This is a genomic window from Variovorax paradoxus, assembly GCF_040544635.1.
Taxonomy (GTDB): domain Bacteria; phylum Pseudomonadota; class Gammaproteobacteria; order Burkholderiales; family Burkholderiaceae_C; genus Variovorax; species Variovorax paradoxus_R.
Genome location: NZ_JBEPKJ010000003.1, coordinates 164,934 through 178,612 on the forward strand (window position 1 = coordinate 164,934; position 13,679 = coordinate 178,612).

At 66.2% G+C, this 13,679-nt stretch carries 15 protein-coding genes; 4 read left to right on the forward strand and 11 right to left on the reverse strand.

What is annotated here, in order from left to right; translation table 11 throughout:
- Nucleotides 1–17 precede the first annotated feature (17 nt).
- The 9 genes from ABIC94_RS06530 to ABIC94_RS06570 form a co-directional block, all read right to left on the reverse strand.
- Nucleotides 18–851 (reverse strand): alpha/beta hydrolase, encoded by an 834-nt coding sequence (locus ABIC94_RS06530; protein ID WP_354372224.1) that lies wholly within the window; start codon nt 849–851, stop codon nt 18–20.
- A gap of 34 nt (nt 852–885) precedes the next feature.
- Nucleotides 886–1,224 (reverse strand): DUF1161 domain-containing protein, encoded by a 339-nt coding sequence (locus ABIC94_RS06535; protein WP_354372225.1) that lies wholly within the window; start codon nt 1,222–1,224, stop codon nt 886–888.
- Between the two features lie 157 nt (nt 1,225–1,381).
- On the reverse strand, nt 1,382–1,801 hold the full coding sequence (locus ABIC94_RS06540) for a sel1 repeat family protein (RefSeq protein WP_354372226.1): 420 nt from the start codon (nt 1,799–1,801) through the stop codon (nt 1,382–1,384).
- Between the two features lie 120 nt (nt 1,802–1,921).
- Nucleotides 1,922–3,184: a glutamate carboxypeptidase gene (locus ABIC94_RS06545; protein ID WP_354372227.1), complete on the reverse strand. Its 1,263-nt coding sequence runs from the start codon at nt 3,182–3,184 to the stop codon at nt 1,922–1,924.
- 116 nt (nt 3,185–3,300) lie between these two features.
- On the reverse strand, nt 3,301–4,104 hold the full coding sequence (locus tag ABIC94_RS06550) for a class I SAM-dependent methyltransferase (protein WP_354372228.1): 804 nt from the start codon (nt 4,102–4,104) through the stop codon (nt 3,301–3,303).
- Between the two features lie 97 nt (nt 4,105–4,201).
- Nucleotides 4,202–4,408, reverse strand: coding sequence for a YbdD/YjiX family protein (locus ABIC94_RS06555; protein WP_124462312.1), 207 nt, complete (start codon nt 4,406–4,408; stop codon nt 4,202–4,204).
- 7 nt (nt 4,409–4,415) lie between these two features.
- Entirely contained in the window at nt 4,416–6,482 is a 2,067-nt protein-coding gene (locus ABIC94_RS06560) for a carbon starvation CstA family protein (protein ID WP_354372229.1), read from the reverse strand.
- 111 nt (nt 6,483–6,593) lie between these two features.
- Complete coding sequence (locus ABIC94_RS06565; protein ID WP_436317945.1) at nt 6,594–7,127, reverse strand: C40 family peptidase; 534 nt, start codon at nt 7,125–7,127, stop codon at nt 6,594–6,596.
- A gap of 96 nt (nt 7,128–7,223) precedes the next feature.
- Complete coding sequence (locus tag ABIC94_RS06570; RefSeq protein WP_354372230.1) at nt 7,224–7,592, reverse strand: DsrE family protein; 369 nt, start codon at nt 7,590–7,592, stop codon at nt 7,224–7,226.
- A gap of 54 nt (nt 7,593–7,646) precedes the next feature.
- On the opposite strand from ABIC94_RS06570, the gene ABIC94_RS06575 reads away from it, so the two are divergent.
- From ABIC94_RS06575 to ABIC94_RS06590, 4 genes are all read left to right on the forward strand, one after another.
- Nucleotides 7,647–8,657 carry an AraC family transcriptional regulator gene (locus tag ABIC94_RS06575; protein WP_354372231.1) on the forward strand — a complete coding sequence of 337 codons (1,011 nt, stop codon included), beginning with the start codon at nt 7,647–7,649 and terminating at the stop codon, nt 8,655–8,657.
- Nucleotides 8,658–8,856: 199 nt separating this feature from the next.
- On the forward strand, nt 8,857–10,230 hold the full coding sequence (chrA, locus tag ABIC94_RS06580) for a chromate efflux transporter (protein ID WP_354372232.1): 1,374 nt from the start codon (nt 8,857–8,859) through the stop codon (nt 10,228–10,230).
- A 10-nt stretch (nt 10,231–10,240) separates the two neighbouring features.
- A complete protein-coding gene (locus ABIC94_RS06585) occupies nt 10,241–11,161 on the forward strand; it encodes a Fe-Mn family superoxide dismutase (protein WP_354372233.1) in 921 nt (306 codons plus the stop codon).
- Nucleotides 11,158–12,423: an MFS transporter gene (locus ABIC94_RS06590; protein WP_354372234.1), complete on the forward strand. Its 1,266-nt coding sequence runs from the start codon at nt 11,158–11,160 to the stop codon at nt 12,421–12,423. Before ABIC94_RS06585 ends, ABIC94_RS06590 begins: the two co-directional genes overlap by 4 nt.
- Before the next feature lie 76 nt (nt 12,424–12,499).
- Here ABIC94_RS06590 and ABIC94_RS06595 read toward each other — a convergent pair whose 3' ends face one another.
- Both ABIC94_RS06595 and ABIC94_RS06600 read right to left on the reverse strand, forming a co-directional pair.
- Entirely contained in the window at nt 12,500–13,096 is a 597-nt protein-coding gene (locus tag ABIC94_RS06595) for a GNAT family N-acetyltransferase (RefSeq protein ID WP_354372235.1), read from the reverse strand.
- A 220-nt stretch (nt 13,097–13,316) separates the two neighbouring features.
- Entirely contained in the window at nt 13,317–13,646 is a 330-nt protein-coding gene (locus tag ABIC94_RS06600) for a hypothetical protein (RefSeq protein ID WP_354372236.1), read from the reverse strand.
- Nucleotides 13,647–13,679 lie beyond the last annotated feature (33 nt).

A 13,679-nucleotide genomic window follows, 5' to 3' on the forward strand; every position in this document is an offset into this window, starting at 1 on the left:
AAGGCTTCTCCAGCAGCTCAGGCTGCGACCGGCTCGGGAAGGATGGCCGTCAGCGCGAAGTCGACCAGATGGAGCCAGGTCGCTTCAAGGCCCATGATGCTGTGATGGTCGGAGCCGGGAACGGTCTGCACCGAGATAGGGGTCGGCCATGCGGCGATGAGCTTCTGCGAGCGCTCCGGCAGCACCACATCGTCACGCTCGGCCAGCAGCACCTGGGTCTTGGCGGCCACTTCCTTGCAGTGCGTCAGCGAATCGAAGCGATGCCGCAGCAGCAGCGAAAGCGGCACCAGCGGAAAGCGCCTCTTGGCCACTTCCAGCATCGAGTCGTACGGCGTGACCAGTTGCAGGCTCGAGAACTCCTGCTGCGCCACCAGCTGGATGGCAACACCCGTGCCCAGGCTGCGCCCGACCACGTGCAGGCGCGCCTGCGGAAAGGCCTTGCGCAAGTGGCCGGCAAACTGGATGGCGTCTGCTACCGACGCGATCTCGGAGGGATGGCCCTGCGAATCGGCCACGCCCCGGTAGTTGACGGCGGCAAACCCGAAGCCTTCGGGAAGCCAGTGCAACGCCTGCGCGGTGGCGCGCACGTCCTCGCCCCGGCCGGCGAAATAGATGAACAGGTCCTGCAGCGCTTCTTCACCATGCGGGTGATAGACATACCCGCGGACCATGCCGCCCGGCACGGTGTGGGAGTAGGTGGAAAACTCGTCGGACAAATGAACGACGGGAAGCTTTCGGGCGTTGAAAAGAATGTGCCCCTGGCGTGCCGCAAGGAGGGTCCAGTACGCAGCGATGCCGCCAACGGTAGCGGCCGAAGCCGAGAGTGCAATGCGGAATGCTTTGGATGACAAGGTTTGCTCCGGGAAAAGGCTGTGCGCCGGGCGGCTACTTCTTGCAGTCGCCGCCGACGGAAACCGTGCCGTCCTTGCACTCCGTCAAGATGCTTTCGTCACCCGCGCGCGGGGCCGCGCCGGACGAGGCTGCATCCGGGGCGGGTGGTGCGCCTTCGCGCTGATAAACGATCTTCTTGCTGCCGAGCTCGCAGCTGCCGACCACCTGGCCGCTCGCCTGCGCATTGGCATCGATGGTGGTTACGGTGAAACGCGTGACGCCGGCCGCGGCGATCTTCGATTCGATCTGGGTCCGCAGGGCTTCGCAGTTTTCAGCAGCGGCGTTGGCGGCGCCCGCCGAAGCAAGCGCAATGGAAATCAACCAGAATTTCATGATGATGAGTCTGTCTCATACCGCGAGGGTATCGAGGGTTTCGTGAGCCAAGAGTCTAGCCCCGCATTCCCGGAAGAAGCATCCTCGCACACGCACTGGTAACTCCACGTCACGGCCGCCGCGACGCAGAAGACTCATCCGCAGGCTCTCTCGCAGGCTATTCGCAGGCGCTTCTGCCGCCCGGGGATTGGCGCAGCCTGTTCAGGAAAATGAGCTGGGTCTTCGCCGTATCGCTGCCCTGCGATGCGGCCTGGAGCATCCAGCCTCGGGCCTCGCAGCGGTCGGCCTGGATCGCGGGGCCGTAAAGCGTGGGGCCTGTCAGCAGCACCATGCCCAGCATCTCCTGCGCCTCGGCGCTGCCCTCCCCGGCCGCTCGCCGGAGCTGTTCGAGCATGGTGCGGTAGTCGCGAGCGGTCTGGGCTTCCAGCGCCAGCTGGAACCGCTGCTCGGCATGCAGGACGACGTTCGAATCCGGCGGCTGCGCCGCGGAGAGCGCGGCCATCAGGCACAGGCCGCTCGCCAGGACGATGCGCCAGCGCAGCGACCAGCTTGCGATTTGATTCAATTCGGATGCCATATCGATGTTCTCCACCGGTTGTTTGCGTGGAGGGCATCCTGGCAGCAAGCGCTTGCAAAAAGAAACTGGAATTCACACAGGCAGGCTCAGGCGGTGCCTGAGTCCGTGCCTGCCGATGCTTCAGTTGGCGCTCAGGTCCATCAGCATGCGCGACAGCAGATAAAGCCGCGGCACCACGCTTTCGACTTCGGCGTATTCGTCCGGCGTGTGAATGCCGCCGCCCACGATGCCGAAGCCGTCGAGCACCGGCACGCCCACGCCCGCCACCAGGCTGGCATCGGCCGCGCCGCCGCTGCTTTCGATGGTGAGCTTCTTTCCGATCTCGGCGTAGATGCCTTCGGCCATGGCGACGAGCTTGTCCGATGCAGGCGAGCGCGGCATCGGCGGCAGGCCGCGGATGAGGCGCACGCGCACTTCGGTTTCGGGAATCAGCTTGTTCTGCGAGATGCGGGCCAGGTCCTTCTCGACACGGTCGAGCTCTTCGGGCGTGGCGGCGCGCACGTCGCCCTTGGCGCTTGCGGTGGCGGGAATTACGTTGGTCGGCCCGTTGGCCGTGAGCACCGTGAAGTTCACCGTGGTCTTCTTCACCGGGTCGCCCGTCTTCGAGAGCTGGAGCACCTGGTGCGCCACTTCCATGGCGGCGTTGCGACCGGCTTCGGGCGCAACGCCCGCATGCGAGGCAAGGCCCTTCACCTCGATGAGCGCCGTGGCCGAGCCCTTGCGTTCCACCACGAGCCCGTCGGCGGGACGGCCCGGCTCCAGGTTCAATGCCACATCGTGCTGCTTGGCAATGCGCTCGATGAGCGCGCTGGTTCCGACCGAGCCGACCTCTTCGTTCGTGTCGATGAGGAAGGTGATCTGCCCATAGTTCTTGAAGCCGATCTTCTGCAGGATCTTCAGCGCCTGCAGGCCTGCGACGACACCGCCCTTGTTGTCCATCACGCCGGGGCCGTAGGCGCGCCCGTCCTTGATGTAGAACGGCTTGGCCGCGGCCGTTCCTTCCTTGAACACCGTATCGATGTGGGCGAGGATCAGGATCTTCTTCTTGCCCTGCCCCGTGATCGTGGCAACCACGTTGGTGCCGGGATGCGGCTCCGCCGGAAAGGTCTCGATGCGCGCGCCGAGCTTGCGCAGCTCGTCGACGGCAATTTCACGCACCTTGTCGAGCCCTTCGGTGCTGGCCGAGCCGGAGTCGATGTTGACCATGCGCTCCAGCAGTTTCAGCGCCTCTTCCTTCTGCTGCGTGGCCGCGTCCAGCGCACCCTGGTGCGGTTTCTGCGCCATGGCGTTGCCCGCCAGCAGCGCGCATGCCAGCACCACGCCGTGACAGGCGGTGCGCAGCGGCGCGGGTTTCGTGAAGTAGAGGCGCGTGTGCAGAGTCATAAGGTCCGTTCTGTTGTTCGTCCGGGTGTCCGGTGGAAAGACGCCCGCTCCTCGCGGGCGCCGCAGGCTATCACCCGCGTTCCGCGCGGGTCAAGCCCGGACGACGGGACGGCAGCTCAGCGCGCGTGAGCGCGCGTCAACAGGTAGTCCTGATGCACGACGTTGTCGAAGTGGTAGGGCGCTGCCAACGCTTCGAACTCGGCACGCAGCGACTCGAGCTTCTGCGGGTCACCCGCAAGGCTCTCCACCAGCTTCTGCAACGGGCCGATCGAGCGCTCGATGAACAGCCGGAAGTGCTCGACGCTCAGGGCCGGGTAAGCCATGACGCCTCGCTCGAAGAATGGCGCATCGAAGCTTGCCCCGAGCCGCTCGGCCACGGTGGCGGGATTGCCCCACAACGGCGGCGGGGATGCGCCTGCGGGCGGCGGTGGCGAATTGCGCCCGACGAAGGCGAACATGCGTCCCACGAAGTGCTCGGGCGGCCAGGTGGCAAACGCCACCCGCCCGCCGGGCTTCAGCACACGGCGCATCTGCGCAATCGCCACCTCGGGGCGCGGCGCGAACATGTGGCCGAACTGGCTGAGCACCACGTCGAACGACGCATCGGCATAGGGCAACTGCTCGGCATCGCCCTCGGTCCACACGATCTCTTCATGCCTGGCGATGCGCGCATTCTCGCGGGCCACCTCCAGCAGTTCGGGCGTGAGGTCCAGGCCCGCGACCTTCGCACCGCTTCGCGCGGCGGTGATGGCCACGACGCCCGTGCCGGTTCCGACATCGAGCACGGCTTCGCCCGGCTGGATGCGCGCGAACTTCACGAGATGCCCCGCGACAGGAGGCGTGAACGTGGCCGTCGGCGCAAAGCTCGACCACATGTCCCGCTGCCGCTTCTTGAACTCTGCGAACGGATCCTGGCTCATGGTGTCCCCCATGCTGCTCGCGGACGTGCGGGCGTGGGCAAACTGTAATCCTGAAGTTCTCGTCCTGAAAGCCGAATCCCGCACGGCCAGCATGGCCCTAACAGCAGCGCCCCTTGCCCGCCCCATAGCGCGCCTCCAGCCGTTCGCGGAAGAAGGCCTCGTAGCTCATCGGCGGCTGGTCCGGGTGCGTGGCCGCCATGTGGGTCAGGTAGGCGTCGTAGTCGGGCAGCCCGACCATGAGCCGCAGCGACTGCTTGAGCGAGCGGGCGAAGTAGCGCCCGGCTTCCGGCAATGCGAGACCCATGGTTGGCTCAGCGCGCGGCCGATGCGGCGAGCGGTTCGAACGGCGTCTCTTGCGCGGTCGGCCGGTTGGCCGCGCGTGCCGCGAGGCAGGCCTTGATGCTGTACACCAGCACGCTCAGCACCACGAACATGAAGAGCGCGCACAGCGCCGCGTCGAGCCGGTCGTTGAAGACGATGCGCGACATGGCCTCGGGCGTCTTGGCCGGCGCCACCAGCACGCCGTTGGCGAGGCCTTCGGTGTACCTGGCCGCATGCGAGAGAAAACCGATCTTCGGGTCGGGCGAGAAAATCTTCTGCCAGCCGGCCGTGAGCGTGCAGGCCAGCAGCCATGCGGCCGGCGCAATCGCCACCCACGCATAGCGCTCGCGCTTCATGCGGAACAACACCACCACGCCGAGCAGCAGCGCCACCGCGGCCAGCATCTGGTTGGAGATGCCGAAGAGCGGCCACAGCGTGTTGATGCCGCCCAGCGGATCGACCACGCCCTGGTACAGGAAGTAGCCCCAGGCCGCCACGCACAGCGCCGTGGCAAACAGGTTGGCCGGCAGCGAATCGGTGCGCTTGAGCGCGGGCACGAAGCTGCCCAGCAGGTCTTGCAGCATGAAGCGGCCCGCGCGGGTGCCGGCGTCCACGGCCGTGAGAATGAAGAGCGCCTCGAACAGAATCGCGAAGTGGTACCAGAAGGCCATCATGGCCTGCCCGCCGATCACCTGGTGAAGAATGTGGGCCATGCCCACGGCCAGTGTCGGCGCGCCGCCCGCGCGGCCGAGGATGGTGCTCTCGCCCACGTCCTTGGCCGTTTGCACCAGCATCTCGGGCGTGACCACGAAGCCCCAGCTCGAGATGGTTTGCGCCGCCTGCTGCGCGGTGCTGCCCACCAGCGCGGCCGGGCTGTTCATTGCGAAGTAGATGCCCGGCTCGATGCACGAAGCCGCCACCAGCGCCATCACCGCCACGAAGGATTCGGCCAGCATGCCGCCGTAACCGATGAAGCGGGCGTGGCGTTCGTTGTCGAGCATCTTGGGCGTGGTGCCCGACGAAATCAGCGCATGAAAGCCCGACACCGCGCCGCAGGCGATGGTGATGAACAGGAACGGGAACAGGCTGCCCGACCACACCGGCCCGTTGCCCTGCGCGAACTGCGTGATGGCCGGCATCTGCAGCGTGGGCATCACGAACACGATGCCGATGGCCAGCGCGATGATCGTGCCGATCTTCAGGAAGGTCGAGAGGTAGTCGCGCGGCGCCAGCAGCAGCCACACCGGCAGGCTGGCGGCCACGAAGCCGTAGCCCACGAGCATCCACGTGAGCGCCTTGCCGTCGAAGGTGAAGAGCGGCGCCCACTCGGGGTTCTGGCTCACGGCCTGGCCGCCGAAGATGGCGAGCATCAGCAGCACGAAGCCGATCAGCGACACCTCGCCGATGCGCCCCGGGCGAATGAAGCGCAGGTACACGCCCATGAAGAGCGCCACCGGAATGGTGGCCGCCACCGTGAAGGTGCCCCACGGCGATTCGGCCAGCGCCTTCACCACGATGAGCGCCAGCACCGCGAGGATGATGATCATGATCATGAAGGTGCCGAAGAGCGCGATCATTCCGGGCACCACGCCCATCTCCTGCTTGACCAGGTCGCCGAGCGAGCGGCCGTCGCGCCGCGTCGAGATGAACAGGATGATGAAGTCTTGCACCGCGCCCGCGAACACCACGCCCGCCAGCACCCACAAGAGGCCGGGCAGGTAGCCCATCTGCGCGGCGAGCACCGGGCCCACCAACGGGCCGGCACCGGCAATGGCCGCGAAGTGGTGGCCGAACAGCACGTTCTTGTCGGTGGGCACGTAGTCGAGCCCGTCGTTGTGGCGGTGCGCCGGCGTCTTGCGGTTGCCGTCGAGCCCCAGCACCTTCTCGGCGATGAACAGGCTGTAGTAGCGGTAGGCGATCAGGTAGGTGCAGATCGCGGCGGTCACCACCCAGAGGGTGTTGACGCTTTCACCTCGCGTCAGGGCGACCGTGCCCAGCGCGAATGCGCCGACCACGGCCACGACGAGCCACACCAGGTGGCGGCGGATGCTGTGCATGGGAATGTCTCCTGGGTATTGAACCCGGGAGTGTTCCCCGCCAGCCTCGAACCCGCATCCGTCGGACCGCGTGGCCCGCGTGCGTGGCTTTGCGTAATGGAAAACCCGGACTCAGAGCCGGCGCACTTGCATCGGCTGGCGCGACCAGTAGACCCCGTCGAGCCGATCGAGCCGCACCTCGCCGCCGGTGGATGGCGCATGCACGAACTGCCCCGCTCCCACGTAGATGCCCGCATGCGACGGCGTGGACGCGCCGAAGAGCACCAGGTCGCCCGAGCGGATGTCGGACGAAGGCACCGGGTGACCGAACCCGGCCAATCGCGCCACCGTGCGCGGCATGGCCTGGCCCGCGCTGTTTCTGTACACGTAGCCGATGAGCCCGCTGCAATCGAACCCGCCCTCCGGCGTGTTGCCGCCATAGCGGTACGGCGTGCCGACCAGGCCCAACGCATGGATGGCCACGCCGTTCGATTGCTCGGCCGTCAGGGGCGAGGTGCTGTAGACGCCTGTCGAAGGGGGCGCTCGCGGGCTTGCGCAGCCCAGCGCCAGAAGGCAGGCGCCGATGGGAAGCACTCGAAGTAGCCGCAGCAGCAGCGGCATGCGGGAACGTGACGTGGATACCGGTGCGTCTTGCAAGTCTGGCATGTGGAATGGCGGGTCTTGTGGACGTGGCCAGACTCTAACGCGATTGGCCTGGGAACAGCAGCCATCGGTGGCTTCGGCCCCATCCCGCCGCCTTTTTCAGAAACTCAAGGTCGCAGCGCCCCGCTTGATCAGCTCGTGCATCACGCTCGACCCCGCGATGACGACGCCCTCCAGCAGGTTCTCCTGCGTGTAGCCGCGGCTCTTCACGCAGGGGGTGCAAGCCCAGAGCGTGCCGCCTCGCCCGAGAAAGTCGCGCAGCATGTCCGCCAACGGCTCCAGCGGCTTGACGTGCGTCATGTCGGATGCGCCGCGCCGCACAAGATCGACGCCCGCGCTGGTGAGAAAAATGGAGACCTTCAGGCCCGATGTCATGCCGCCCAAGGCGATGACCAGCCCGACGGAGGACAATTCATGGTCGATGCCATGCGTGATTACAACGACCAGATCGCGTGTCTCGGTGTTCATAGCGGTCTCCATTAATGAGTGGAGCCAGCGTACGCTTCATGCCGGAGGCAGACCATGACCGAAATGCCGGAAGTCTTGACCCAAACAGCGCCGGGTCGTTCGGGGGACATGCTGTCGGACTTGCTCGAAAGCATGCACGTCACCGGCATGGTGCTGTTCCGCGCCGAGTTCCGCGAGCCCTGGTGCGTGACGAGCGTCGATTCAGGCCAGATGGCCGCGATGCTTGCGCTCGGTTCGAGCCGCGTGATTCCTTTTCACATCATCGGCTCCGGCCGCTGCCGGATCGAGTTGCCTGAACGCGAACCCGTGTGGCTGAACAACGGCGATGCCGTGCTGCTGCCGTATGGCGGCGTCCACCGCCTGAGCGGCGGCGACGCCACGGCGCCGGTGCACATCGGCCAGTTGCTGCCGCAGCTTCCGTGGGCCGGCATGCCGCTGGTGGAGCATGGCGGAGGCGGCGGTGCCACCAGCATCATCTGCGGATTCATTCGCTGCGACGAGTTGCTGTTCCACCCGGTGCTGCGGCACCTGCCCGACGTGCTGCACATCACCCCCGACGCCACGCCGGCCGACCACTGGCTGGCGACCACCATCCGCCACACCATGACGGAAGCCAGCAAGCCGCAGCCCGGATGGCGAAGCATGCTGCCGCGCCTCACCGAGCTGATGTTCGTGGAAATCTTGCGCAAGCACATGCAGGGCCTCTCGGCCGACGAGGTGGGCTGGTTCGCGGCGTACAACGACGCCGTGGTCGGCCCGGCGCTGAAGCTGCTGCACGAGGCGCCGCTCCAGAACTGGAGTCTGGAGAGCCTGGCGCGCGGCGTGGGCGTGTCGCGCACCGTGCTCAGCGAGCGGTTCAAGCACTTTCTCGATCAACCGCCGATGCAGTACCTGGCGCATTGGCGCCTGCAGCTGGCCGCGAAGCATTTGAAGAGCAGCGAGTTGCCGATCAAGATCATTGCCGATCATGCAAGGTACGAGTCGGAGGCCGCTTTCAGCCGGGCCTTCAAACGGCGCTTCGGCTTGCCACCCGGGGACTGGCGGCGGAGACAGGTGCAGCCCTGATTGCGGCAACGAGATTGCCCTGCCGGTTGGCGCTTGCATTCGATGCGCTGCAATGGAAGCGGGCGCACTCGCATCCGGATGGAAGCAGACAATGGATTCAGGCCGGTGATACGATGGCGGCATCGGGAAAACAGCCTCCCGGTCTGCAAAGTTAGACGGTGTCCCGTCCAAGCGCTGGTGACTCACAACGGAGCACTCCGTGGACACCGCCTTGCCTGACGCACCTCCTGCGCTTTCTGCGCCCCTCCAGCCCGTTTCCTTTGTCGACGCCTTGCGCTTCTGGCTCAAGCTCGGCTTCATCAGCTTCGGCGGACCCGCCGGCCAGATCGCGATCATGCATACAGAGCTGGTCGAGCGGCGGCGCTGGATCAGCGAAAAGCGCTTCCTGCACGCGCTCAACTTCTGCATGCTGCTGCCCGGGCCCGAGGCGCAGCAACTCGCCACCTACATTGGCTGGCTCATGCACCGCACCCGCGGCGGCATCGTGGCCGGTGCGCTGTTCGTGCTGCCCTCGCTGTTCATCCTGATCGCGCTGTCGTGGGTCTACCTGCGCTTCGGCAACGTGCCGGTGGTGGCCGGCATCTTCTACGGTATCAAGCCGGCGGTCACTGCGCTGGTATTGCATGCGGCCCATCGCATCGGCAGCCGTGCGTTGAAGAACCGGTGGATGTGGGGCATCGCCGCTGCCGCCTTCGTGGCCATCTTCGCGTTCGACACGCCGTTCCCGGCGATCGTGCTGGCCGCCGGGCTGATCGGCTACTTCGGGGCGCGCCGATGGCCCGAGGTGTTCGCGCTGGGTGGCAACCACGGCAACGCCAGGCAAAGCTACGGCCCGGCACTCATCGACGATGACACACCGACGCCGCCGCATGCGCGCTTCTCTCGATCGCACCTGGTCAGGATCTTGGCTATCGGCTTGGGCCTCTGGCTGCTGGCGATGAGCTTTCTCATCGCCACGCAGGGGCTGCACGGCACCCTCACTCAGATGGGGTGGTTCTTCACCAAGGCGGCGCTGCTGACCTTCGGCGGCGCCTACGCGGTGCTGCCCTACGTGTACCAAGGCGCGGTCGAGCAGTACCACTGGCTCTCCGGCGCGCAGATGATCGATGGGCTCGCGCTCGGCGAGACCACGCCGGGACCGCTGATCATGGTGGTGGCCTTCGTCGGCTTCGTGGGTGGATGGCTGAAGCAGGTGCTCGGGCCCGACTCGCTCTTTCTTGCGGGCGCGCTGGCAGCAACGGTCGTCACCTTCTTCACCTTCCTGCCATCGTTCATCTTCATCCTGGCCGGCGGCCCCGCCATCGAGGCAACACACGGCAAACTGGGCTTCACGGCGCCGCTGTCGGCCATCACGGCGGCAGTGGTCGGCGTGATCCTCAACCTGGCCCTCTTCTTCGCGTACCACGTGCTGTGGCCGCAAGGATTCAGTGGCCGCTTCGATGCGGTCTCGGCGGTCGTCGCCGCAGTTGCGGCCATGGCCTTGTTCCGCTTCAAGGTCGGCGTGATGCCGCTGCTCGGTGCCTGCGCGACCATCGGGCTGGCCGTGACCTTGCTGCTTCCCCAATTGCGCTGAAGGAGCCACCATGGACGCCCGGATTCAACCCTTGCCCTTCGACCTCGCCACGCTGCGCGGCCTGTCGGAAAAGCTGCTTGCCAGCCATCACCAGAACAACTATGGCGGTGCGGTGAAACGCCTCAATGCCATTCGAATGCAACTCGCCGCGATGCCTTGCGCATCCACCCCGGGGTTTCAGCTCAACGGCCTCAAACGGGAAGAACTGATCGCCACCAATTCGATGCTGCTGCACGAGCTGTACTTCGCCTCGCTCGGCGGCAATAGCGAACCGATGGCGCCGGCCATGGCGCTGGCCCTGACGGCCAACTTCGGCAGTGTCGAACGTTGGCGTGAAGAGTTCGCGGCCATGGGCAAAGCCCTTGGCGGGGGTTCGGGCTGGGTGCTGCTGAGCTTCCAGCCGCGCGAAGGCACGCTCGTCAACCAGTGGGCCGCCGACCATGCACACGCGCTTGCCGGCGCCACACCCATCCTGGCTCTGGACATGTACGAGCACGCATACCATCTGGACCACGGCGCCGCGGCGGGCGTGTATGTCGACACCTTCATGGAAAACATTTACTGGGCTCGGGTGTACGAACGCTACCAGCAGGCAGTGCACGCCGCCAGTGAGCCCTTCGGCGCGACGCAAGATGAGGTCGCCGGATCGATGCTGCTCGACGTTCGCCGTGCCGGTGTGTTCGAGCGGGCGACCGCAATGATCCCGGGCGCCGCGTGGTTCGACCCGTCGGTTGTGGACCGCTGGGCCTCCGAGCTGCCGGCGGGCCGCAGTGTCATGGTCTATTGCGTCTACGGGCATGAGGTCGGGCGCAGCACCGCAATGCGGCTGCGCGCCATGGGCCTCGATGCGCGGTATTTGCGCGGCGGCTTCGACGGCTGGCAGGCTGCAGGCCGGCCGGTCGAGGCCAAACACCCGAGGCCACGCCGATGAGCGCCGCACCTTCGGCGGCCGCGCGCACTGGTCTTGCGAACCTGCTGCCAGCCGGGGTCGATCCGAGCGCCTTGCCTTTGCTCGCCGCGCGCGGACTGCGCGCCTTCGGGGACGGCTACATGGCCGTGCTGCTGCCGGCCTACCTGCTGTCGATCGGGCTGGGTACGCTGGAGGTCGGCATCGTCGCCACGGCGACGATGCTGGGCTCGGCGCTCGCCACCCTCGCAGTGGGCGCTTGGGGATATCGCTTCGCGGGCGGCCGGCTGCTTCGCGGTGCCGCCTTGCTGATGGCGGCCACGGGCCTGGGCTTCGCGGGCCTGACGTCGTTCTGGCCATTGCTGATCGTCGCGCTGGTCGGCACGCTCAATCCCAGTTCGGGCGACGTCAGCGTGTTCCTTCCGCTCGAACACGCACGGCTGGCTGCGGCGGCGCAGGGCCATGCCCGCACTGCCCTGTTCGCACGCTACAGCCTACTGGGTGCGTTGTGTGCGGCATTGGGTGCATTGGCCGCGGCCGTGCCCGATTGGCTGGTTCGGCACAGCGAGTTCACGCGGCTCGACGCACTGCGCGGAATGTTCGCGGTCTACGCGGCCATCGGGCTGGCTGTGTTCTGGCTCTACCGGCATCTGCCCGCCCACGCCGGCAGCAGCGACAACGCGGACAGCGCGCCTGTCGCACCGGCACCGCTCGGACCGTCGCGGCGCGTGGTGATGCGGCTGGCGGCACTCTTCAGCGTCGATTCGTTTGCCGGTGGATTGGCCATCAACGCACTGATGTCGCTGTGGCTGCTGGAGCGGTTCGGCCTCTCGCTGACCGAGGCGGGCGTGTTCTTCTTCTGGACCGGATTGCTCGGCGCGGCATCGCAACTTGCCGCACCGGTGGTCGCCCAACGCATCGGCCTGCTGAACACCATGGTCTTCACGCACTTGCCGGCCAACGTCTGCCTGGTGCTTGCGGCGCTGGCGCCCAGCTTGCCGATCGCACTCGGCCTATTGATGGTTCGCAGTGCGCTGTCGTCGATGGACGTGCCCACGCGGACGGCCTACGTCATGGCGGTGGTAACCCCGGCGGAGCGCAGCGCCGCGGCGAGCTTCACGGCCGTGCCGCGCAGCCTCGCCGCGGCCATCAGCCCGACGATCAGCGGCGCGCTGTTTGCAGCCGGATGGATCTCGCTGCCGCTCATCGCCTGCGGGCTGCTGAAGATCGGCTACGACCTCGCGCTCTGGCGTGCCATGCGACGGGACCGGGTGGAGGGGGAGTAGCCCGCTCTGACGTCCACGGGCGCGCATGCCCGTGTGCCGAATGGTTTCCTGCGATCCGGCAAGCGCGCGGGTCAGTTCATGGTCGGCGGGGCTTACGGAGCATGGGCGTGAGGAGCGGTGCTGAACCCACCTGGATCTCGCCTATCACCTCGAAACCATGGCGCTGGTAGAACGGGATGTTCTGCGGCTTCGAGGCCTCGAGATATGCCAGCGATTGTTCCTCATCGCAACGGGCGAGAGTGTGACGCATCAACGCCGCCCCGATGCCTTTTCCCTGTGCGTTCGGCTCGACGCCAATCTGGGGCAAGTACCAATGAGGTTCTCGAGGATGCGACTCCTCCATCTTCTCGAAAGTGGCCAGCAGATCGTCCATGTGTTCAGGCTTTGCTGTGTCACGGAACACTTTCTCGAGAGCCTTGCCGTTCGGCTCCACGCCGGGAGGCAGCCAGAGTGCGGCGCCGCAGAAGTCCACGGACACATAGGCCGTGCCGTGCTGGAAACTGCTGCCCGCGAACTCGCCAGTGGCCACGGGCATGGCCAAGAGATAGTCGTGCGGCGAAGGCCACGCAAATCGCGCGGGCGGGTCTGTGAGGAATGCAGCCACGATCGCCGCGACGGCGCGCGGAATCTCATCGGACGTGGCACTGCGGATCTCAATCGACGGCTGGATCATTTCGTTCTCCTCATGTGAAAACGGAAGGCTTCGCTCTTGCCGAAAAACTTGGGCTGTCGCGCATATGGTAGGCCTCGCGCTGGATTGCCGCAGGGATAGGCTGTGGTTGGTGTGTTGCATCGACCGGTTGAATCCGCCGTCGACTGCAGCCGGACGCCCCGCCGTCGCGAACGGACCGCCGCCCATCACGCGCCGCAGTGTCGCCGCTCCTCCGGCCGCTCTACGCTCGGAACCAAATCTTGAGCGTCACATAAACCGCATAGCTCAGGCCAAGCACCATCCACGCAAGGAAAAACATGTTGGCCCAGTAATCGCCAGCACTTGCCGCCAGGGTGTAGACCTGCATCCTGCAAGCCTTGCCGACGCAGGGCACCTCACCCCGAACCAGTGCGCGCAAAAACTCAAACAAGAAGTAGCAGACCCCGACAGCAGTCACGACCAATCCCACCGGCCCTACAAGTCCCTCGGTGCGTTCGCCGTTCTCATCCCAACGCCCCTTCCGAAGCAAGTTTTGCCCGAACTTGTACCAGGCAAATCCGAGCAGGAGCATCAGCGAGTAGTAAATGGCGGTATCAGCGGCGAG